Genomic DNA, 21589 nt, shown 5'->3' with positions numbered 1-21589 from the left:
GGGATCGCTAGCCTGACGGTCCGTCGGCGGTGTGCCGACGTGCCGACCGGTGACTCGGGCGGCGCCGTGCCCACGACGCGTGCGCGAAGGAGTGAGCCCATGGGAGAGCAGCCGACACATTCGCGCGCCGTCCCCCTGGCGGCCGGCTCCGAGCCATAGGGCCGGTCGCCGGAGCCGCCGCAATGCCCTCGGGGGACCCCACGATGACCGACGCGGACACACTGCCCACCACCCCGTCCCTCGAGGATTGCCTCGCCGTGCTCGGCGCGCTGTCCGACCTCGCGCCGGATGCCCCGGAGCGGCGCGCGATCGAGCGGGCCCTGGCGTCCTTCAACCGTTCGGGCCGCCATCGTCGCCGCGCCGAGCAGCGCGAACTGCGCACCCGGGAGCGGACCGAGGTGACCGAGCGGACCGTGCTCGGCGCCGCCGACCGGGTCGAGGACGTCGCCCTGGACGACACCGGGCTGCCCACCTGCGTCGGCGTGGTCGAGATGGGTCTGCGCTGCTACGTCTGCAAGCAGCCCTATCGACGCGTCGACGGCTTCTACCACCGGCTGTGCCCGTCGTGCGCGGCGGAGAACCGGGAGCGCCGACACGCGCGCACCGACCTGAGCGGCCGGCTGGCGCTGGTCACCGGCGGGCGGGTGAAGGTCGGCCACGAACTGGTGCTCAAACTGCTGCGCGACGGCGCGGAGGTGATCGTCACCTCCCGGTTCCCGCACGACACGCGCCGACGATTCGCCGCCGCGCCCGACCACGACCGCTGGGCGCACCGGCTGCGGGTGCACGCGATCGACCTGCGCGATCTGGGCGGGCTCGTCGCGTGGTGCGATCGCCTGGTGGCCGAGGGGCGCCCCCTGGACATCCTGGTCAACAACGCCGCGCAGACGATCCGTCGACCCGCGTCGGCGTACGGGCCGCTGCTCGCGGCGGAGCGGGCGGCGTTGGGCGCGGGCGCGTTCGTTCCCCGGTTCGAGCTCGGCGCGGCGCCGGGGGCGCTCGTGCCCGGGTACGAGCCGGGGTCGGATCCCGTTCCGGTGGACCCGGCCGGGCTGATCCCGGACCGCGCCCCGGCCAACTCCTGGTCCAAGCAGGTGGACGAGGTGGATCCGGTGGAACTCCTTGAGGTGCAACTCGTCAATGTGACCGCCCCGTTCGTGCTGGTGAGCCGCCTGCTGCCGCTGCTGCGCTCGGCTCCGGCCGAGCGGCGCTACATCGTCAACGTGTCGGCGGTGGAGGGCCAGTTCGGGCGCGCGTACAAGTCGCCCGGGCACCCGCACACCAACATGGCCAAGGCCGCGCTGAACATGCTCACCCGCACCAGCGCCGAGGAACTGGCCGCGCAGGGCGTGTACATGACGAGCGTCGACACGGGGTGGATCACCGACGAGAAGCCGGCCCCGGACAAGGAGCGGGTCGCCGCGGCCGGGTTCCGCACGCCCCTGGACATCGTGGACGGCGCGGCCCGGGTGTACGACCCGATCGTGCGCGGGGAGCGGGGGGAGGCGCCGTTCGGCTGCTTCCTCAAGGATTATCGGGTCGCGCCCTGGTGAGTCGGGTCGCCCGGGTGAGTCGGGTCGCTCCGGTGATCGTTCACCGAGCAAGCCCGCAGCGCGCCGCGGCGGTCGGTCGTGACCGCTGCGGCGCGCTGCGGGGGATCGCCGGGATCGGCGATCGGGGGCCGGGCGCCGGGGGGCGGCGCCCGGTGGTTCGGGCGGCCGACATCAGTCGGCTTCGGCCAGGATCAGGTAGAGCCGCTTGCGGGTGTCGGTGACCACTTCGAGCGCCTTGGCCCGCTGGGCCTCGGTGCCGTTGGACATCACCTGGCGCAGTGCGTCGCCGATGCCGTGCATGGCCGAGCGCATGTCGTGGACGGCCTCGAAGTCGACGCCCTGGCTGGCCTCGTCCCACGGCTTGGAGTCCTCGGGCAGGGCGGCGGCCTCCTCGCGGCCGGCGTCGGTCAGCGTGAACAGCTTGCGGCCGCTGCCCTCGACGCCCTCGATCACGCCCTCGTCCTCGAGGAGCTGCAGGGTCGGGTAGACCGAGCCGGGGCTGGGCTTCCACACGCCGCCGGTGCGTTCGCCGATCTCCTGGATCATTTCGTAGCCGTGCATCGGCCGTTCGGTGAGCAGGGCCAGGATCGAGGCCCGCACGTCGCCGCGGCGGGCACGACCGCCGCGCCCACGGCCTCGCCCGCGCCCCTCCGGTCCGCCACGCCCACCGTGACCGTGCCCGCGCCCCCACGGGCCCTGGGACGGCGGGCCCCACGATCCGAAGGCCGGGCGGTTGTGCTCTTCGTCGCCCCAACGGGAGCGTCCTTTGTTGCGGTGCATGAGTTTTCTCCTTGATTCGACGCGGATGATCCGATGGTCCTCCGCGATCTTGTGAACGTATCGCGATCTTTCGCGATGGCTCAACGATATATCGGTACCGCTCGTTGCGCAAGCATGAACCATGGGCGGTCGCCCGGTCTCGTAAAGTCGCCGGCGTGACCGAGCCCCCCTACCTCGCCGCCGTCCGGGAGTCGTACGACACCGTCGCCGCCGACTACGCGGAACGCGTCAAGACCCCGGCGGAGCTGGATCCGCTGTCCCGCGCGATGCTCACCGCGTTCGCCGAGATCGTGCGCGCGGCCGACCGCGGGCCGGTCGCGGACCTGGGCTGCGGGCCCGGCAAGGTCACGGCGCATCTGGCGGACCTGGGGGTGCCCGTATTCGGCATCGACCTGTCCCCGAAGATGATCGACCTGGCCCGGCGGGCCCACCCGGGCCTGCGCTTCGGCGTGGGCTCGATGACCGCGCTCGCGATCCGGGACGACGCACTCGGCGGCATCCTGGCCTACTACTCCACGCACCACACGCCGCCGGAGCTGTTGCCCGTCGTGTTCGCCGAATTCCATCGCACACTCGCGCCCGGCGGCTCCGTGATGGTGGCCGGCTACGTGGGAGACGGTGTGCGTCTGCGACCGACGCGGGCATACGGCGGCCATCCGGTGTCCTACGAGTCCCACCTGCAACCGCCGGATCGCATCGTCGCGCTCCTGGAGCAGGCCGGACTCGTCGTCACCTCTCGACTGCTGCAAGAGCCGGACGAAGGAACGACCAAGACGATCGCCACCCTTCTGGCCCACAAGCCCGAACCGTCCTCGTCGCCATAGGGATTGGATTGGGACGGGGGATTCGGGGCAGTGCGCTGCGGCGGGCGGGGAATCGGGTCCGCTGTGGTGAGGGGAACTTCGCTCGGGCGTCGGGCGTCCTTCGGGGGCATGGGTTCGTCGTGGTCGATCCGCGCGGCGGGCCTTCGCAGGTTCTCCACGGAATCCGCACGAGGCGGGCGCACGAGACGCGTTGGGCGACCCTCGCTTACGGGTAGATTTCGGTTGATCGCTCTTGGTGAGCGGCTGACGTGGGGAGAGGGCTGTGTGGACCTGGTTGGCGGTGGGGTCGGCCGCATACCTCGCGTTCCTCGCGTGCGTGATCGTGGTACTGCGCGCCGCCAAGACCCGCGCGCGGGCGGAACGGGCGGTGGACGCCCGGGAGTTCGGATCACCCTCGCCGTCGCCGCCCGCGGTGGAACGGGCGGGGCCGGATCCGGGTTCGGCCGCGGGGCCGGCGGTGGATGGTCGGCCGGCGGAGGCTTCCGTCGAGGACGAGGCGGCGCGGGCGCACCCGGAGCCGGGCGAGTCCGGCGAGCCGGTGCGGGGATGTGTGCCCGGGCCGGTGGCACCGCCGCATCCGCCCACGTCGCGGCTGCGGGGCTGAGGCCGAGCCGTTTCCCCCGACCCGCTCGGGGTAGGGGCGGCGCATGGCCGACCCGATGCCCGCCGCCGCGCCCGATGACGAGGACCGACGTCCGCTGGGCGAACTGGTGCCCGCACCCGATCGGGTGATGCGCATCGCCGAGATGGTTCGCCGACTCATGGAGGAACTGCGCGACGCGCCGCTGGACGAACCCGGGCGCGGCCGGGTCCGGGCGGTCTACGAGCGCTCGTTGCCCGAACTGCGCCGTTCGCTCGCGCCCGACCTGTACGCGGAACTGGAACGCCTCGCCGCGCCGTTCGCCGGCCCGGACGCCCCGAGCATGGCCGAACTGCGGATCGTGCACGCGCAGTTGGTCGGCTGGCTGGAGGGGTTGTGGGGCGGCATCCGGCTGACCCTGACGATGGGGCCCGGAGGCGGCGAGATCGGCCCGCTGCGGCCGGCTTCGGAGGACGGTGACGACGGCTCGTATCTGTGACGGTTGCCTGACTGTGTCAAGCTGATGGTGGGTCAGCCGAGCGCTGACGATCCGTCAGCCGAGCACCGTGGAGTGGCCACCATGACCGAGCAGGCAGCCGCCGAGACCGCGCCGACCCCGGACGGGACGCGCTACGAACTCGACCGGGATACCACGTGTGTGGCCCGCCCGGACGCCCCGGGCGTCCTCGACACCACGCTCTCCGCGGACTGGGCGTTCGGCATGGGCGTCAACGGCGGCTACCTGCTCGCGCTCGCCGCCCGCGCGCTCGGCACGAGCCTGCCGCAACCGGATCCGTTCACGATCACCGCCCACTACCTGACCGCCTCGCGCCCCGGACCGGCACAGGTGCACACCGAGGTGCTGCGCGCGGGACGCACGCTGGCCACCGGCACCGCGCGGATCGTCCAGGACGGCGAGACCCGGGTGCACGTGACCGGCACCTACGGCGACCTGGGCGCGCTGGATCCCGAGGTGCGCACCAGCGCCCGGCCGCCGGAGTTTCCCTCATTGGCGGAGAGCGCGGCGGGCGGCGCCCTCCCGGCCGCGTTCCGGCGCAACGCCTTCATGCACCGCAGCGAGCAGTTGCTCGATCCCGCGACGGTGCGCTGGGCGGCCGGCGAGCCCTCCGGGCGCGGCGAGATCCGGGCCTGGTGGCGCCTGGCCGACGGGCGCGACCCGGATCCGCTCGCGCTGCTGCTCGCGGTCGACTCGCTCGCGCCGACCGCGTTCGACCTGGGCCTGCGGGGCTGGGTGCCCACGGTGGAGTTGACCGTGCATGTGCGGGCCAGGCCGGTGCCGGGGTGGTTGCGGGTGTCGTTGCGCACGCGCAACCTGGCGGGCGGCTTCCTGGAGGAGGACGGCGAGGTGTGGGACGCGGCGGGGCGACTGGTCGCCCAGTCCAGGCAGTTGGCCCGGGCGCCGCGGCAGCGGGAGGCGTAGCCCTGTCCGGATGCCCCCTCGGTCAGCGCGGCGGGCCGTACGGTCCCGGTGGGCCGTAGGGACCCTGCGGGCCGGGCGGACCGTACTGGCCGGGCGGGGGGCCGTACGGGCCCGGCTGTTGCGGCGGCGGGGGCGCGGTGCCGTGCGGGCCGCCGGGGCCGGCCCAGTTGTTGTTCTGGAAGCCGTCCCGTCCCATGCCGAAGTAGCGGTTGCCGTCCGTCGCGGTCAGGTTCGCGGGCAGGATCTCGCTGGGCTGCACCACCACGTAGCCCTCGCCCATGAAGGCCATCGTCCAGCCCTCGCCGGTCTGCCGACGGCGCCGCCAGATGCGCTGGGACGTGGTCTGCGCCTGAAGGCTGGTCCGGAGGCCGGCGGTCCACGCGATCACCGCGTCGGCGTCCGCGAACACCTCGCGATCGTGCGAGGCGCGCAGCACGAGCGGTGCGCCGGAGGTGGTGATCACGATCTTGCCGGTGCCGCCGATCTGCATCGAATACGCGCCCATGCCCCCGACGTTGTAGGCGGCGTCGATCTGGATCACGCTCCAGTTGAGCGTGCCGTCCAGGGCCAGCACGTTCTCGTCCTCGACGATCAACGCCTCGTTGTTCAGGTTCAGGATGTGGATGCTCTGTGCCTGGTTGGCGAGGTAGACCGTGCCGTGTCCGTGGCAGCGCATCAGGTCGAGCATGTCGCCGGTGAGCGCGCCGGTGCGCAGTTCGGCGGCGGTCTGGAAGGCGCCCTCGAACTGCACGTTGCCCTGGTAGGCCACCATCGCGCCCTTGCGGGCCAGCACCTCCGTGCCGACCTCCGGGGCCAGCAAGACCCGGAGCATGTGCGCACTCTGCAGGCTGTAGCGCTCTGCGGACTGGCTCACCGTGTGGTTGAACAGCGGACTCTGCACGAGGTCTCCGACGGATCCGGCAACGGCGTTGGCGTGGTGGATGTGGCGGGCGTGGTGGGTCGACGGCGCGGGCGGGCGGCCGAACCGGTGAACGCCCGGTCACAGCACAGGACTCATGATTCCCCGTCGACGGTTCCGGCGGAAACCAAGGGCTGTCCATGTCGGGTGACGGGGGTGGGACAGGGTCTCTGTTACAGCGTTACAGTGCGCCGGTACAGTGCGGTGGCGCGACGTCGTGTCGTGTCACGGCGCCGCGTCGGGGCCTCGCGGCGCAGGCCGCGTCGTGCTGGTGCCGCCTTTCGTTCCACGACCTCTCGGGGGTTCCCATGACCACGCCATCGCCCGGCGCAGCGGCCGCGCATCGACCCGTTCCGGAGCTGGGGCGGATCGGCCTGTGGACCGCCGCGCTCGACCACATGCCGGTGTCGCGACTGCGCGAGACGGTGGCCGAACTCGACGAACTCGGCTACGGCACGCTGTGGTGGGGCGAGGCGGTGGGCCGCGAGGCGTTCACGCAGGCGCTGCTCGTGCTCGGCGCCGCGCCCCGGATCGCCGCCGCGACGGGGATCGCGAACGTCTGGGCGCGGGACGCGATGGCGGCCAACGCGGCGGCGCGGACCGTCGACGACGCGTACCCGGGGCGGTTCCTGACCGGGCTCGGGATCAGCCACGACGGCCTGGTCGAGGGCCTGCGGCCGGGCGGGCGCCGGTACGAGAAGCCGCTGGCACACCTGCGCGAGTACCTGGACGCGATGGACTCCGCCCTGTATCTGGCCGCCGGCGCCGACACCCCGCGTCCGGCGCGGGTGCTGGCCGCGCTCGGACCGCGCATGCTCGACCTCGCGCGCGAGCGGGCCGAGGGCGCGCATACGTACCTGGTCACCCCCGAGCACACCGCCGAGGCGCGCGCCGCGCTGGGCCCGGACCGCCTGCTCGCGGTGGAACAGGCGGTGGTGCTCTCCGACGATCGGGAAACCGTGCTGCGCCGCGCCCGCACCCACCTGGGCATGTACCTGGCCCTGCCGAACTACCGTCGCAACCTGCTGCGCCTGGGCCTGACCGAGGCCGACTTCGAGGCCGGCGGCAGCGCGCGGCTGATCGACCGCCTGATCCTGTCCGGGGCGGAATCCGCCGTCGAGGAAGGTGTCCTGGCCCACGTCGCGGCCGGCGCCGACCACGTGTGCCTTCAGGTGCTCGGCGACACCCTGGGGGAGGCCCCGACCGCGGACTGGCGGCGGTTGGCGGCGGCGCTGATCTGAGGGCGGGCGGATGGGCCGGGGCACCGCCTGCGGTCCCGGCCCACCCGCCGGTCACGTGGTGAGCGCGCGAATCGCGTCGTCCACCTCGGCCTCGGTGTTGTACACATGGAACGCCAGCCGGGTGCGGCCCGCGCGGGCGGAGAACCGGATGCCGGCGGCGGTCAGCCGGGCCTGGGCGTCGGACTGCTCGACGGCGACGATCGCACTGTCCCCGGCGGGCAGGCCCAGACCGGTCAGGAACCGGTTGGCCAGGGCGACGTCGTGGGCCCGGATGTGCTCGACGCCGATCCGCTCGACCACCTCGAGTGCGGGCGCGGCGCCCACCTGGCAGAACCAGGCAGGCGAGGTGTCGAAGCGGCGGGCGCCGGTGGCCAGGCGCAGCGGCGGGCCGTAGTAGGAGTCCCCGTCGGGCGCGCCCGCGTACCAGTTGGCGGCGTGCGCGAGGGTGCGCTCGGTCAGGCCCGGGTCCACGTAGCCGTACGCCGCGCCGCGCGGGGTCATCAGCCACTTGTACGCGCTGACCACGAACAGGTCGTAGCGGGTCGCGTCCATTGGGAGCCAGCCGCACGCCTGGGTGCCGTCCACGTAGACGCGCGCGCCGTACGCGCGGGCCGCCGCGACGATGTCCGCCTCGGGGGCGATCGCTCCGTCGGCGGACTGGACCAGGCTGAACGCGACCGCCGTGGTGCGCTCGTCGATCGACTCGACCAGCTTGGACACCGGCACGGTGACCACCTCGACGCCCCGCGCCTCCTGGACCAGCCAGGGGAAGAGGTTGGAGGTGAACTCCACCTCGGGCACCACCAGTCGCCCGCCGACTGGCAGCCCGGCGGCGAACGGGGCGAGCAGGGCCGAGGTGGTGCCGCTCGCCATGATCGTCTCGGCCGGCGCGCCCACGAGGCGTCCGAAGGTCGCCCGGGCGCGCTCGCCGGCCGCGTGGAACTCGTCCATGTCGGTGCGGCCCAGGCGCCATGACTCCTGGGCCAGGGTCATCGCTTCGTATGCGACGTCCGGCGGTAGACCGTGACTCGCGGTGTTGAGCCAACCGGGCTCCGCACTCCACCGTGCGTGCCCGCGGATCGGATTCTGGTCCGGGTTCGAGTCCATGTGTTCGAGGCTAGGCGGCGAGCGGATCGCTGGGACAGGGCCAATGAGAGCCGAGTGGCCTGACTTTTGCCCGGCTCGCGTGACCCGACGGTGTGTGGGCGGGCCACCCGGCGAGGTGGCCCGCCGTGTGGCCTCTCGGGGGCGGTCCGGGTGGGCCGGGTGGTCCGCCTACGTCGCCGCGCGCTCCGTCGCCGGGTTGCCGTCCGTCCGGGCGGCGAGCCAGTCGGGCCACGGGACCGGGGGATTGGGCAGGGGAGTGATGTCGCGTTCGGCGCACAGGCGTTCGAAGCCCTCGCGGTCGGCGGGGACCGCCCTCGGGTCGCCGCACATGATCTCGTACAACGTCGCGCCCTCCGGGCCGGCGATCAACGGGCCGAACGCGGCTCCCTGTTCGAGGGTGATGTGGGTGCCCGTGGGGCAGGGGCGGTCGCCGATCAGGACCTCGCCCGCCAGGACGAAGACGTAGTGCTCGGACATGTGGCCGTGGCGTTCGACCACGACACCGGCGTCGTAGCGGGCGTAGATGACCAGGCGCTCGGGGGACCACTCCAGGAATTTCTCCCAGACCGACGTGCGCCGTCCGCCGTGCGACTGGGCCTTGACCTCGTGCCACGGGGTCTCGGAGATGTGGGTGATGCGCAGTTCCGGTTCTCGATCCGTCACGGGGTTGCCCTCCCAGAAGGTGACGATGCGTCAGATCGATCTTGGCATACGATGCGGCGCCGAGTTTTGCCCACTATTTGGCCGATTTCGGCGCTTAGGGCGGCAAATACTTACGGGGAATTTACCCCCGGGTCTCTTTTCCCGGTGCCCTCATGTCGGATCGGGCGCATAAAGTCGGTTGATACACCCAACCAAAAACCCCCGCCGCGGGCCGCCGTGTGATCCAGCCGGTGCCCCGTACATGTAAGGAACCAGCCTTGAAGAGCGCGCAGCAGGCGCCGGCCGCCACTGTCCCGCCCGCCGTCCCCAAAACCCCGACCGCCACCGATGCCCCCGGCACCGACCGAGGGGGGATGAGCCGGACCGGATTCGTCCTGCTCGTCCTGATCATGGGCGCGCTCACCTACTCGCTGCTCCAGTCGATGCTGGCGCCGGCCCTTCCGCAGATCCAGACCGAGATCGGGGCGAGCGCGGACGCGACCTCGTGGCTGATGACCGGCTATCTGCTGTGCGCCTCGGTGACCACGCCCATCCTCGGGCGGCTCGGCGACATGTACGGCAAGAAGCGCCTGTTCGTGTTCACCATCGGGATGCTCGCGGTCGGCTCGCTGGTCTGCGCGCTCGCCGACTCCGTCGGGCTGATGATCATCGGTCGGGTGATCCAGGGCTTCGGCGGCGCGGTCTTCCCGCTGTCCTTCGGCATCGTGCGCGACGAGTTCCCGCCGGAGCGCCGGGCCGGTGCGATCGGGCTGATGTCGGCGATCATGGGCATCGGCGGCGGCATAGGCATCGTGGTGACCGGGCCGATCATGGACCACCTGTCCTACCACTGGCTGTTCTGGATCCCGATGGTCACCTGCCTGGTCACCGCGGTCGCGTCGTGGTTCCTGATTCCCGAATCGCCGATCCGGGTCAAGGCGAGAATCCACTGGCTCGGCGGCGCGCTGATGTCGCTCGGTCTGGTCGGCGTGATGCTCGCGCTGAGCAAGGGCGAGTCGTGGGGCTGGGGTTCGGTGAACACGATCGGGCTGTTCGTGGCCGGATTCGTCTTCCTCGGGCTGTGGGTGTTCGCCGAGTCGCGCGCCGCGGAACCGCTCGTGGACATGCGGGTGATGCGGCTGCGCGGGGTGTGGGCGACCAACCTCGGCGGACTGCTCGTCGGCTTCTCGATGATGGCGGGGATGCTCCTCGTACCGCGCTTCCTGCAGATGCCGGAGAGCACCGGATACGGCTTCGGCACGACCGTGACCGTGTCCGGGCTGTACGTGCTGCCGCAGGCGTTCGCGATGTTGCTGATCGGGCCGATGGCGGGCGTGATCGACAAGCGCTTCGGGTCCAAGCTCGCGATGGTGGCCGGATGTGTGCTGATGGCCGCCGGGTTCGTCTTCCTGGCGACGCTGCACACCAGCGGATGGCACATCCTGGTGGCGATGTTCGTGTTCGGCATCGGCATCGGGCTCGCCATGTCGGCGATGGCCAACCTGATCGTCGGCGCCGTGCCGGTCGAGCAGACCGGCATCGCCACCGGCATCAACACCATCGCCCGCACCGTCGGCATGTCCTGCGCCAGCGCGATCTCCACCACGCTGCTCACCGCCAACCCCGGTCCGGGCGGGCTGCCCGCCGAACGCGGCTTCGTGCTGACCTTCGTCTGCGCGGCCGGCGCCGCGATCGTCGCGCTCGGCGTCACCTTCGTGGTGCCCAGCCGGGCCAAGCCGGGCGCCCGTCCCGTCGCCTGACCGACGCGTCCTCGTGCCGAACCTCGGGGGTGGTGCTGACACCACCCCCGATTCGCGTGGTCGCCCCATCGTGCCCGACCCCTCGCGATCCGTAGCTTCGAACCGTTGGTTTCGACAGCGGTACCGGGCAGCGGTACAGGACACGGGAGGCAGCATGTTCGGGCGAGGCGGTCGTGGGACTCGGCAGGCGAAGCGGGATGCCGAGTACCCCCCGCAGCACGGGTCGCCCGTGTCGATGGGGTCGCCCTTGCCGGTGGGGTCGCCGGTGTCGGAGGGGTCGCCCGGGCCGGCGGACAGCGCGGTGCGGCTGGAGGCGGTGGCCAAGGCCTATGGGCGCGGCAGTTCGGCCGTGCACGCGCTGCGTGGCATCGATCTGGTCATTCCCCGAGGCACCTTCACCGCGGTCATGGGCCCCTCCGGCTCCGGGAAGAGCACGTTCCTGCACTGCGCCGCCGGCCTGGACCGGCCGGACACCGGACGGGTCCTGCTCGGCACCGACGACCTGACCGCGATGAAGGAGAACCAGCTCACCCGGCTGCGCCGGACCCGGCTCGGCTTCGTGTTCCAGGCGTTCAACCTGCTGCCGTCGCTGACCGTGGAGAAGAACGTACTGCTCCCGCTGCGCCTCGCGGGACAGCGGCCGGAACGCGGCCGGGCCGCCGAGGTGTTGGCGATGGTCGGCCTGGACCGGCACACCCGGCGGCGGCCCGCGCAGCTGTCCGGCGGCCAGCAGCAGCGGGTGGCGATCGCCCGGGCGCTGGTCACCCGGCCCGACGTGCTGTTCGCCGACGAGCCGACCGGCGCGCTCGACACCACCACCGCCGCCGAGGTGTTGGCGCTGCTGCGCCGGGCCGTGGACGACACCGGTGCCACCGTCGTGATGGTCACCCACGACCCGGTCGCCGCCTCCTACGCGGACCGGGTCGTCTTCCTGGCCGAGGGCAACCTCGCCGGGGAGCTGTACCGGCCGACCCCCGAGGCGATCGCGGCCCGGATGGTCGACCTGTCCCAGGGCAACACGCGGCAGCGACAGGCGGCCTGATCATGTCGCTGCTACGACCCAACGGTCTCGCGCGCACCTCCGTGCGCTTTCGGCCCGCGTCCTTCGCGGGCTCCTTCGTGGCGCTGGTGTTCGCCGCGATGCTGGTCAGCATGTGCGGCGTGCTCCTGGAGAGCGGGATCCGCGCGCACTCCACGCCCGAGCGCTACGCCGACACGCCGGTCCTGGTCACCGGGCCCGCCAAGGTGAGCAAACAACTGGGCAAGGGTGAGGGCAAGTACACCGAGTCCGCGCCGCTGCCCGAGCGCACCCGGATCGACGCCGGGCTCGCCGGTCGGATCGCCGCCGTGCCGGGGGTGCGCGGGGTGATTCCCGACGTGACCTTCCCGGCACAGACGGGGCGCGCCGTGGTGGACGGGCACGGCTGGTCCTCGGCGACGCTGGCGGGTACCCGCGAGGGCACCGCGCCGGGCGCCGGGGAGGTCGTGCTGACGAGCGCGGCGGCCGGTGCGTCCGGTGGTGCCGCCAAGGTCGGCGACACCGTGTCGCTGACCACGCCCGGCGGTGAGGTCGCGCTGCGGGTGAGCGCGGTGGTGCCGGGTCGGGGCGCGCACCTGTACGTGTCCGACGCGGACGCGCAGCGGCTGGCCGGGCATCCCGGCTCGGTCACCGCGATCGGCGTACTGACGGCCGCCGGCGCGGACCCGGGCGCGGTGGCCCGCGACGTCCGCGCCGCGGTGGCCGGCACCGACGCCAAGGTGTCCACGGGGGACGGCCGCGGCGCGGCCGAGTACATCGAGTTCGGCGACACCCAGGAGATGCTGACCTCGATCGGCGGCACCCTCGGCGGCATCGTGCTCCTGGTGGCGGTCTTCGTGGTCGCCGGGGCCACCGCGCTGTCCGTGGGGCAGCGCCGGCGCGATATCGCGCTGCTGCGCGCGGTCGGGGCCACGCCGTGGCAGATCCGGCGGATGATCGCCACCGAGACGGGCCTGGTGGCCCTCGCGGCGGGCGTGGTGGGGGTGCTGCCCGGCGCGCTCCTGGCCCGCTGGTGGTTCGGCGCGATGGACAGCCGGGGCCTGATCGCGCACGGCGTCACCGTGTCGGTGAGCTGGATCCCGATGGTGGTGGCGATCGGGGCGGGCGCCCTGACCGCGCTCGGCGCGGGACTGCTCGCGGCCCGACGCAGCGCGAAGATCAAGCCGACCGAGGCGCTGGGCGACGCGGCCTCCGAGCGGGTGTTCGTCGGCTGGTTCCGGCTGCTGCTCGGACTCGGCACGCTCGCCGGCGCGATCGCGGTGACCCGGATCGCGCTGCGCGCGACCGGTGAGGACGCGGTCGCCGCGTCCGGTGGCGTGATCATGCTGTTCATGGTCGCGATCGGGCTGCTCGGGCCGATCCTGGCGCACGTACTGGTCTCGGTGATCGGCTGGTTCGGGAGCCGGTTCGGCGCCATGGGGCAACTCGCGTTCGACAATGCCCGGGCCAACTCGCGGCGCCTGGCGTCGGCGATCACCCCGATCGCCCTGGCCGTCGCCTTCGCGGCCACGCTGACCTTCATGTTCGCGGCCGAGGACCACCACGCGAGCGCGCAGTCCCGGGACGCGGTCACCGCCGATCGGGTCGTGGCCGGGCCGGGCTTCGTGCCGCAGACCACCCAGCGGGTGGCCGCCGCGCCCGGCGTCGCGTCGGTGACGTCGGTGCTGAACACCTCCGTGGTGGTCGTGCGCGACGGCGGCCTCCAGAAGGAGAGCGCCCAGGCCGTCGGCGGCACCACGCGGGATCTGGCGACCACCCTGGACCTCGGGGTGCGCGAGGGCAGCACCGACGCGCTGCGGGCCGGTGCGCCGCAACCCGAGGGCGGGGCCATCGCGTTGGACCGGCAGTTGGCGTCGGCGCTGCACGGCAAGGTGGGCAAGCCGGTGTCGTTGTGGCTGGGCGACGGTACGCCGATCACGCCGGTCGTGGTGGCGATCTACGACCGGGGCCTGGGCACCGCGGCGGCGACCCTGCCGCGTGCGGCGGTGGAGCGGCACGTGGAGACGCCGTGGGACGCGCGGCTCCTGGTGCGGTTCGCCCCCGGCGCCGACGTACGGGCCGCGGACGCCGCGCTGACCGGGCTGACCCGGGAACACCCGGGGACGTCGGTCGACGACCGGGCGGGCTACGCGGCCCGGGTGGACAAGGACCGCGAGGTGAACAAGTGGCTGAACTACATCATGCTGGTCATCCTCGCGGGGTTCGCGACGATCGCGGCGATCAACACGATGGTGGTCACCACGGCGGCCCGCAGCCGGGAACTGGGCCTGATGCGGATGATCGGCAGCACCCACGGCCAGGTCCGTGCGGTGATCCGGCGTGAGGCGATCCTGGTCGGGGTGATCGGCCTGGGCCTGGGCCTGTCGGTGGCGATGGCCAGCCTGGTGCCGTTCAACAAGGGCGCGTTCGACACCACGACCCCCTACATCCCGCTCCCCCTGTGCCTGGCCATCAGCGCGGCAGCCCTACTCCTGGCCCCCCTGACCGTAGCCCCGGTGACCCGCAGACTCCTACGAGCCACCCCCATCGACGCGGTGGGCGCAAAGGAATAACCCACCAAGGCCCGAAGGGCGAGGCGGCGGCCGACAGCCCCACCTCGTCCTTTCGGGCGTACCCACCGAACACAGGCCAACAGAGCCACTTCGCCCACCACCGAACACCCCACCCACCCGCTGACGTGCGACCCACGCCCCACCCGTCCGCAAGCCACCCACCGGCCCACTCATCGACCCATCGGCTCGCGCGACCACCCACCGCCGGCGCGCTTACTCGCCTGCTCGCCCATTGGCCGGCCCGTCCACCTGCCGACTCGCCCGCCTGCGTGACAGCCCGATCGCTCGGCCGCCTACCTGCCCATCGGCTCGCCCGCCTGCCGGCTTGCCTGCGCGCTCGTCTGCCCGCCCACCCGTTCGCCGGCCCGCCCGCCTGCTCGTGGGCCTGCCTGCCCACCGGCTCACCCGCTCGCCGGCTTGCCTGTTCCAGGGCGTCGCCCGCTCATTCGGCCGTCCGCCCACCGGCTCGCCCCACCCGCCTGCACCGGGTTGCGGGCCTGCGGCCGTCCGCTTGGCTTGGCTGTTGGTCCGGTTGCCGGGCGTGGGAGAGCTGGGCGGGGTTCAGGGGGTGGTGTGGCCTGGGGTTACCAGGGCGGTTTCGTAGGCGAAGACTACGAGTTGGGCTCTGTCGCGGACGGACAGTTTGGTCATTGCGCGGCTTACGTGGGTTTTGGCGGTGAGGGGGCTGAGGACCAGGTGTTCGGCGATCTCGTCGTTGGACAGGCCGCGGCCGACCAGGGCGACGATCTCCCGCTCGCGATCGGTCAGCAGGGCGAGTTCGGCCACCGGCGCGGCGGTCGGACGCAGCGCGCCGGCCGCGTATTCCTCGATCAGTCGGCGGGTCACGTTCGGCGACAGCAGCGCGTCGCCCGCCGAGACCACCCGGACCCCGCGCAGGAGTTCGGCCGGTTCGGTGTCCTTGACCAGGAAGCCGCTCGCGCCGTTGCGCAGCGCCTCGAAGACGTACTCGTCGAGGTCGAACGTGGTCAGGATGACCACCCGCACGGCGGTGAGCGCCGGATCCGCCGCGATCAGCCGGGCCGCCTCCAAGCCGTCCATGCCCGGCATGCGGATGTCCATCAGCACCACGTCGGGGCGCAGTTCGCGGGTGAGCCGCAGCGCCTCGCCGCCCTCACCCGCCTCGCCGACGACCTCCATGTCGGGCTGTGCCGACAGCAGGGCCCGAAAACCCGCGCGCACCAGCGCCTGGTCGTCGGCCAGCACCAGCCTGATCATGCGTCCCCCTTGTTGGGCTGCGCCGGACCGCCGGCGGTCGCCGCCGACTCGACCGGCGGGTCTGCGTCGCCATCATGCCCGTCGGCGCGCTCACCGTAGGGGAGGTGTGCCTGCACGTGGAAGCCGCGCCCCGGCACCGGCCCGGCCACGCAGCGCCCGCCGAGCGCGGCGGCCCGCTGGCGCATGCCGTGCAGACCGTTGCCGCCGGAGGTCAGCGCGTCGTCGTCGGCCGGCCGCGGTGCCCCGGCGGCGCCTCGGCCGTTGTCCCGGATGGTCAGATCCAGACCGGACTTCCCATAGCCGACCCGCACCACCGCCTCGCTCGCCGCGGCGTGCCGCAACGTGTTGGTCAGCGCCTCCTGGACGATCCGGTACGCGGCGAGATCCACCGCCGCGATCAACGGCCGGGTGGTGCCGGTGCGCTCGACCCGCACGGTCAGGCCGCCCGCCGAGGTGCGCGCGACCAGCTCGTCGAGCAGGTCCAGCCCCGCGGTGGGCGCGCGCGGGGCGCCGTCGGGGCCGGACCGGTCCACCGCGTCGCCCTTGAGGATCTCCAACACCGAGCGCAGTTCGCCCAGCGCCTCGCGGCTGGCGTACTTGACCGCGGTCAGCGCCTCGCGTGCCTGCTCCGGGGACGAGTCCATCAACTCCAGGCCCACCGACGCCTGCACGTTCATCAGCGAGATGTGGTGGGCCAGCACGTCGTGCAACTCACGGGCGATCCGCAGCCGTTCGTCACCCGCCCGGCGGCGCTCGGCCTCGGCCAACCCGAGCGACTGCACCCGGGCCCGCTGTTCCTCGGCGGCGAGGTAGGCGCGGCGCAGTCGTACCACCTCGCCGATGCCCGCGAGCACCAGCATCCACGCGGCGATACCCAGCGCGACGCCCGCGGCGGGTATCGACTCGGCGGTCACCAGCGGGGAGATCCACACGAAGCTCGTGTAGCCCACCGCGAGCACCACATACGCCAACAGGCGCAGCCCGGCGGCGAAGGCGCTCCACAGCGCGATGATCATCGCGAGGAAGAGCGGGCCGCGCGGATAGTCGAGCATCGTGTAGAGCAGCCCCGCGCCGACCGCCACCAGGAGTACCGCAGCCGGATACCGCCGGCGCACGATCAGCGCCAGCGGACCGAGCGCGACCAACAGCACGCCCCACACGTCCAGGCCCCGGGGAGCGTCCGACTGGTGTCGGGCCGCGAACACCATCGCGACCACCTGGACCGCACAAACCAGCAGCGCGAGCGCGACGTCGCGCACCGCGTGGGGGATCGGGCGCAGGGCGTGTGCGAGCCAGCGCGCTCCGGGACCGGAGGCGCGCAGCCACGGCGGCCCGGGGCGGGAGCCCGGGTGCCGGGGCGAGAGGTTCGAGGGGCTCGTCATGTGATCAACGGTAGGGGGAGCCGGGGCCGTCGCGCGTCGGCTGGGCGTGGGCTTGTCGGATGCTCCCGAGGGAGCAGATCGCGCCCCGTCGACTGCTTCCCAGGGAGCAGGAAAGCACCGGTCGACCCGCCCTTCGACCTGCCGGCGCAGCAGGCCCGGTGCATCCCCCGGCCGGACGCCGGCCGACCCGCGAAACGGCAGAGTCGAACCCGTCGACGAGGCCGCGAATCCCACCGGATCCCACCCTCGCCGACACTGCCCGGGCCTACCCGCCCGACTGCGCGTCCCCAACCGTCAGCATGCCAGGAGGCACACCGTGAACGCGTCCCCGACCACCGGGACCAGGCGCTACTCGAAGTCCGTCCGTCGAGGCGTCAACTCCGCGCACGTCGTCTTCGCCGTCGGGCTCCTGGGCATCGAGTGGGTGATGCTGGCGATCGCGGTCGTGGGCCGTACGACCGACGACCGCGCCCTGCAACACAGCGCCTATCGGCTCATGCGCGTCTTCGTCTTCACCGGCGGCATACCGTTCGCCGTGCTCGCGCTGGTCACCGGCGTGCTGTTGTGCCTGAACACGCCGTGGGGCCTGTGGCGATACCTGTGGATCAAGGTCAAGATCGTGCTGCTCATCGCGGTGATCGTGGCCGGAGCGGGCGTGATCAGCCAGTTCGCGCACCGGATGATCGCGCACAGCGCCCCCGACGGAAACTCGGACGCGCTGCCGCCGCTGCAGACCTGGCACATCGTCCTGGTGGTCTTCCAGGTGGTCGCGCTGATCGTCGCCACGGCGTTGTCCGTCTTCAAGCCGTCCGGCGATCGATCCCGCGGCCGGTCCGCCCCGCGTCGACGCCCCGGCGATGCCGAGGACGCGACCGCCGCCGCGGACCGATCCGGCCCGGCCTCCGCCTCCGTCCCCACCCGCCGGCGCGTGGGCGCCGGTTGATCCGCGCCGTGCGCCACCCGTTCCTTCCCGTCCACCCGCAACTCCTCGCGAGGATCGTCATGACCACGAACATCGACCCCACCGTCCCCGACGCGGCCCGCGCCGTGCGCGTGTCCCGCGTACACGGCGAGGGGGACACCACCGTGCGTGCCCTGGACGACGTCACCATCGGCTTCCCCCGCGGCAGATTCACCGCCGTGATGGGTCCCTCGGGATCCGGGAAGTCCACGCTGCTGCACTGCCTGGCCGGCCTCGACGCCGTCACCGACGGCGCGGTCTACCTGGGCGACACCGAACTCGGCTCGTTGAGCGACCGACAGCTCACCCGGCTGCGCCGGGACCGGATCGGCTTCGTCTTCCAGGCGTTCAACCTGCTGCCGACCATGACCGCGCTGGAGAACATCGTGCTCCCCGCGTCGCTCGCCGGGCGCGGGTCCGACCCGGCCTGGCTGGATCGGGTGGTGGCCGCGGTCGGATTGGAGCAGCGGTTGCAGCACCGGCCCGGCGAGCTGTCGGGTGGCCAGCAGCAGCGCGTCGCGGTGGCCCGGGCGCTGGTCGGCCGGCCGGAGATCGTGATGGCGGACGAGCCGACCGGCAACCTCGACTCGCGGGCCGGCGCCGAGGTGCTGGCGCTGCTGCGCAACGCCGTGGACGAACTCGGGCAGACCGTGCTGATGGTCACCCACGATCCGGTCGCGGCGGGTTATGCGGACGCCGTGGTGTTCCTGGCCGACGGTCGCATAGCGGACCACATGGAGGCGCCGACGCCGGACCGGGTGCTGGACCGGATGAAGGCGTTCGATCGAGTCGCCGCCGGTGTCGGCATCCGAGGGGAGTGACGTCCGATGCTGATCCGTCTCTCGCTCGCCAACCTGTGGGCCCGCAAACGCCGGCTCGTGGGACTGTCCCTCGCGGTACTGCTCGGCACCGCGTTCCTCTCCGGCGCGCTCGTGCTCGCCGACACCATGAGCTCGTCCATCGGCGGACTGATCCGCGACAGCGGCGCCGGTACCGACGTGGTGGTGCGCAACGCGACCGCGGTCACCGATCGGCCCGGCAGCCAGCGCGCCGGCATCGACGCGGCGCTGGTGGACCGGGTCCGGGCGGTGCCGGGCGTTGCCGCCGCCGAGCCGGTCATCCAGGGCTACGGCCAGGTGGTCGGCAAGGACGGCAAGGCGCTCACCGGCAATGGTCCCCGGACGGCGGGCAATTGGGTGCCGGACCCGGCCCTGACGCCCTATCGGCTGGCCACCGGTCGCGCCCCCGCCAAGCCCGACGAGGTGGTGATCGACCGGGCCACGGCCAAGCAGGGACACCTCGCTCCCGGCGACCGGGTCACCGTGCTGACCCCGGGGCCGATCCCGGTCACGATCGTCGGGATCGCCACGTTCGGCGACGAGGACGCCTTCGGCGGCGGCTCGTACACCGCCTTCGACCTCGAGGGCGCGCGGCAGCACGTGCAGCGCGATCCGGGCAAGGTCGGCACGATCGCCGTGCGGGCCGTAGCCGGCACCGACCAGAAGGAGTTGGCCGCGCGGATCCAGCGGGCGCTGCCCGCCGACACCCAGGCACTGCCCGGCAAGGCGGCCACGGGGGAGGCGGTCGACGCCGTCGAGGACGGCTTCCTGAAGGTCTTCCGCACCTTCCTGACCGTGTTCGCGGCGATCGCGCTGGTGGTCGCGGCCTTCTCGATCAACCACACCTTCTCCGTGGTGGCCGCGCAGCGCACCCGCGAGGTCGCGCTGATGCGGGCGTTGGGCGCGAGTCGTGGGCAGGTGTTGCGGCAGGCGCTGATCGAGGCGTTGCTGATCGGTGTGGCGGCGTCCGCCGCCGGGCTGGCCGCCGGGCTCGGACTGGCCGCCGGGCTGAAGGAGTTGTTCGCCTCGATCGGCTTCACGCTGCCCGCTCGGGGGCTGGTGTTCAAGGCGGCCACGGCGCTGACCGTATTGCCGGTGGGCATCCTGGTGACGGCGTTCGCGGCGCTGGTGCCGGCCGTGCGCGGGTCGCGGGTGGCGCCGGTGACGGCGCTGCGCGGTGCGGGAGCCGAGCAGGCGAGGTTGCCGCGGCGTCGGCTCGTCGCGGGACTGGCGCTGCTCGCGGCCGGGCTCGGGATGGGCATTGTCGGCGGTGGCATGGCGGGCCTGGCCGTCGCGGCGCCGGCGGTGCTCGCGGGGGTCCTGCTGGTCGCCCCGGCGGGCATCCGGGCCGCGGGTGGACCGTTGACCGCTCTGCTGCCGCGACTGCGCGGTGCGCCCGGTGCGTTGGCGCGGGGCAACCTGCTGCGCAGTCCGCGTCGGACCGCCGGTGCGGCGACGGCGATGTTGCTCGGGATCGCGATCGTGACGGTGTTCGCGGTGTTCGCGGCCTCGCTCAAGGAGGGCTCCGGGGCGGAGACCCGCAAGGTGGTCGCCGGGCAATTGGTGATCGGCGGCTCCTCGCCCGCCGGCTGGGCCGGTGGCGGACACAGCCCCGAACTCACGCGCCGGACGGCGCAGATACCGGGCGTCGAGGTGGTGAGCGGACTGCGCAACGCGACCTCGCTCGTGGACGGGCACAGCCGACAGATGCTCGCCGTCGACTCGGCCCGGCTGGACCGGCTGTTCAACCTCGACGTGACCGGCGGGCGGGTGACGGCACTGGGGCCAGCCGGGATGGCCGTGTCGAAGAGCGCCGCGAAGGATCGCGGCTGGGTGCTCGGTTCGACGACCGAGGTCACCTTCCCCGACGGCGCCCGGCAGCGCTTCACGGTGACGGGCCTGTACGACCGCACGGCGATCGTCGGCGACTATCTGATCGATCGCACCGCGTGGGAGTCGCACGCGGACGCGGCCCTGGACGCGGCGACGGTGCTGCGGCTGGCGCCGGGTGTGGCCACGGGGACGGTCAAGGCCGAGGTCCAGCGGATCGCCAAGGACTACGGCGCGCCCCCGGTGCGGGATCGGGAGGGGTTCGTGGCGGCGCGGGCGGAGATGTTGCAGACGCTGGTCGCGGTGGTCTACGTGCTCCTGGCGCTGGCGCTGCTGATCGCGCTGGGCGGGATCGCCAACACACTGTCCCTGGCGGCCCACGAACGCACCCGTGAACTGGGCCTGTTGCGGGCGATCGGGGCGGCCCGGGCCCAGGTGCGGTCGGCGCTGCGCTGGGAGTCGACGCTCGTGGCGGTGATCGGAGCCGCGGCCGGGCTCGTGGTCGGGCTGTTCCTGGGGTGGGTGGCGATTCGCGCGATCGGCGGCGCGAACACGGGGGCGGCGCTGCCGTTCGCGGTGCCGTCGGTGCAGTTGGCCGTGCTGGTCGTGGTGGGCGCGGTCGGCGGGTTGGCGGCCGGGGCGCGCCCCGCCGCGCGCGCTGCGCGGCTGCCGGTGCTTCGCTCGATCTCCGCCGAGTAGACCTTGGCCGCAACCGCCGGCCGGGCTGACACGCCTCGGCCGGCGGTTGGCTTTTTGCTCGCCTTTGGCCTCAAGCGCCGGCCGGGCTGATATGCCTCGGCCGGTGGGTGGCCCTCGGTCTCATGCGCGCTCGGGGCTGGGATGCCTTGGTCGGCGGGTGGGCCTTGTTCAGGCTCGGTTTCATGGGCGCGCGGGGCTGGGATG

Annotated in this window: 18 protein-coding genes; 12 read left to right on the top strand and 6 right to left on the bottom strand. The window is 72.9% G+C overall.

The annotated features are described in order from the left end of the window. Positions 1-203 precede the first annotated feature (203 nt). Positions 204-1553 carry an SDR family NAD(P)-dependent oxidoreductase gene (locus tag ACMXN5_RS02765; protein WP_439673832.1) on the top strand — a complete coding sequence of 450 codons (1350 nt, stop codon included), beginning with the start codon at positions 204-206 and terminating at the stop codon, positions 1551-1553. A 171-nt stretch (positions 1554-1724) separates the two neighbouring features. Here the strand turns inward: ACMXN5_RS02765 and ACMXN5_RS02760 are convergent, their stop codons facing one another. Continuing rightward, positions 1725-2153 (bottom strand): PadR family transcriptional regulator, encoded by a 429-nt coding sequence (locus ACMXN5_RS02760; protein ID WP_439673831.1) that lies wholly within the window; start codon positions 2151-2153, stop codon positions 1725-1727. A gap of 335 nt (positions 2154-2488) precedes the next feature. Here ACMXN5_RS02760 and ACMXN5_RS02755 point away from each other — a divergent pair, with 335 nt between their 5' ends. The 4 genes from ACMXN5_RS02755 to ACMXN5_RS02740 all read left to right on the top strand — a co-directional run bounded on the left by ACMXN5_RS02755 (position 2489) and on the right by ACMXN5_RS02740 (position 5178). Next, entirely contained in the window at positions 2489-3157 is a 669-nt protein-coding gene (locus ACMXN5_RS02755) for a class I SAM-dependent methyltransferase (RefSeq protein ID WP_439673830.1), read from the top strand. Positions 3158-3419: 262 nt separating this feature from the next. Continuing rightward, positions 3420-3761, top strand: a complete 342-nt coding sequence (locus ACMXN5_RS02750) for a hypothetical protein (RefSeq protein WP_439673829.1) — start codon at positions 3420-3422, stop codon at positions 3759-3761. A gap of 43 nt (positions 3762-3804) precedes the next feature. Further along, positions 3805-4236, top strand: coding sequence for a proteasome activator (locus ACMXN5_RS02745; RefSeq protein ID WP_439673828.1), 432 nt, complete (start codon positions 3805-3807; stop codon positions 4234-4236). A gap of 81 nt (positions 4237-4317) precedes the next feature. Continuing rightward, positions 4318-5178 (top strand): thioesterase family protein, encoded by an 861-nt coding sequence (locus ACMXN5_RS02740; RefSeq protein ID WP_439673827.1) that lies wholly within the window; start codon positions 4318-4320, stop codon positions 5176-5178. Positions 5179-5200: 22 nt separating this feature from the next. Here the strand turns inward: ACMXN5_RS02740 and ACMXN5_RS02735 are convergent, their stop codons facing one another. After that, complete coding sequence (locus ACMXN5_RS02735; protein WP_439673826.1) at positions 5201-6079, bottom strand: AIM24 family protein; 879 nt, start codon at positions 6077-6079, stop codon at positions 5201-5203. A 326-nt stretch (positions 6080-6405) separates the two neighbouring features. Between ACMXN5_RS02735 and ACMXN5_RS02730 the strand changes: the two genes are divergently transcribed. Beyond that, entirely contained in the window at positions 6406-7338 is a 933-nt protein-coding gene (locus ACMXN5_RS02730; protein WP_439673825.1) for a TIGR03620 family F420-dependent LLM class oxidoreductase, read from the top strand. A 51-nt stretch (positions 7339-7389) separates the two neighbouring features. Here ACMXN5_RS02730 and ACMXN5_RS02725 read toward each other — a convergent pair whose 3' ends face one another. Then, positions 7390-8445: an aminotransferase class V-fold PLP-dependent enzyme gene (locus ACMXN5_RS02725; RefSeq protein ID WP_439673824.1), complete on the bottom strand. Its 1056-nt coding sequence runs from the start codon at positions 8443-8445 to the stop codon at positions 7390-7392. A gap of 168 nt (positions 8446-8613) precedes the next feature. Continuing rightward, the gene (locus ACMXN5_RS02720) at positions 8614-9108 is read right to left on the bottom strand and encodes a hypothetical protein (protein ID WP_439673823.1); all 495 of its coding nucleotides are present in this window, start codon (positions 9106-9108) and stop codon (positions 8614-8616) included. A gap of 257 nt (positions 9109-9365) precedes the next feature. On the opposite strand from ACMXN5_RS02720, the gene ACMXN5_RS02715 reads away from it, so the two are divergent. The 3 genes from ACMXN5_RS02715 (at position 9366) to ACMXN5_RS02705 (ending at position 14438) form a co-directional block, all read left to right on the top strand. Then, complete coding sequence (locus tag ACMXN5_RS02715; protein ID WP_439673822.1) at positions 9366-10847, top strand: MFS transporter; 1482 nt, start codon at positions 9366-9368, stop codon at positions 10845-10847. Positions 10848-11001: 154 nt separating this feature from the next. Beyond that, complete coding sequence (locus tag ACMXN5_RS02710) at positions 11002-11889, top strand: ABC transporter ATP-binding protein (protein WP_439673821.1); 888 nt, start codon at positions 11002-11004, stop codon at positions 11887-11889. A 2-nt stretch (positions 11890-11891) separates the two neighbouring features. After that, entirely contained in the window at positions 11892-14438 is a 2547-nt protein-coding gene (locus tag ACMXN5_RS02705) for an ABC transporter permease (protein ID WP_439673820.1), read from the top strand. Positions 14439-14999: 561 nt separating this feature from the next. Here ACMXN5_RS02705 and ACMXN5_RS02700 read toward each other — a convergent pair. Together ACMXN5_RS02700 and ACMXN5_RS02695 are read right to left on the bottom strand one after the other, a co-directional pair. Then, a complete protein-coding gene (locus ACMXN5_RS02700) occupies positions 15000-15674 on the bottom strand; it encodes a response regulator (protein WP_439673819.1) in 675 nt (224 codons plus the stop codon). Continuing rightward, positions 15671-17056 (bottom strand): sensor histidine kinase, encoded by a 1386-nt coding sequence (locus tag ACMXN5_RS02695; RefSeq protein ID WP_439673818.1) that lies wholly within the window; start codon positions 17054-17056, stop codon positions 15671-15673. The genes ACMXN5_RS02700 and ACMXN5_RS02695 overlap by 4 nt, the downstream gene beginning before the upstream one ends. Positions 17057-17372: 316 nt before the next feature. Between ACMXN5_RS02695 and ACMXN5_RS02690 the strand changes: the two genes are divergently transcribed. Genes ACMXN5_RS02690 through ACMXN5_RS02680 form a run of 3 tightly spaced genes read left to right on the top strand, consistent with a single transcriptional unit; the run spans position 17373 to position 21385 of the window. After that, a complete protein-coding gene (locus tag ACMXN5_RS02690) occupies positions 17373-17999 on the top strand; it encodes a hypothetical protein (RefSeq protein WP_439673817.1) in 627 nt (208 codons plus the stop codon). Between the two features lie 59 nt (positions 18000-18058). After that, positions 18059-18838, top strand: coding sequence for an ABC transporter ATP-binding protein (locus ACMXN5_RS02685; protein WP_439673816.1), 780 nt, complete (start codon positions 18059-18061; stop codon positions 18836-18838). Between the two features lie 6 nt (positions 18839-18844). Beyond that, the gene (locus tag ACMXN5_RS02680) at positions 18845-21385 is read left to right on the top strand and encodes an FtsX-like permease family protein (RefSeq protein ID WP_439673815.1); all 2541 of its coding nucleotides are present in this window, start codon (positions 18845-18847) and stop codon (positions 21383-21385) included. The last annotated feature ends 204 nt before the right edge of the window (positions 21386-21589 follow it).

The organism is Embleya australiensis, from assembly GCF_051903075.1.
Classification (GTDB): Bacteria; Actinomycetota; Actinomycetes; order Streptomycetales; family Streptomycetaceae; genus Embleya.
This window is presented reverse-complemented; position numbering and strand designations above follow the sequence as displayed.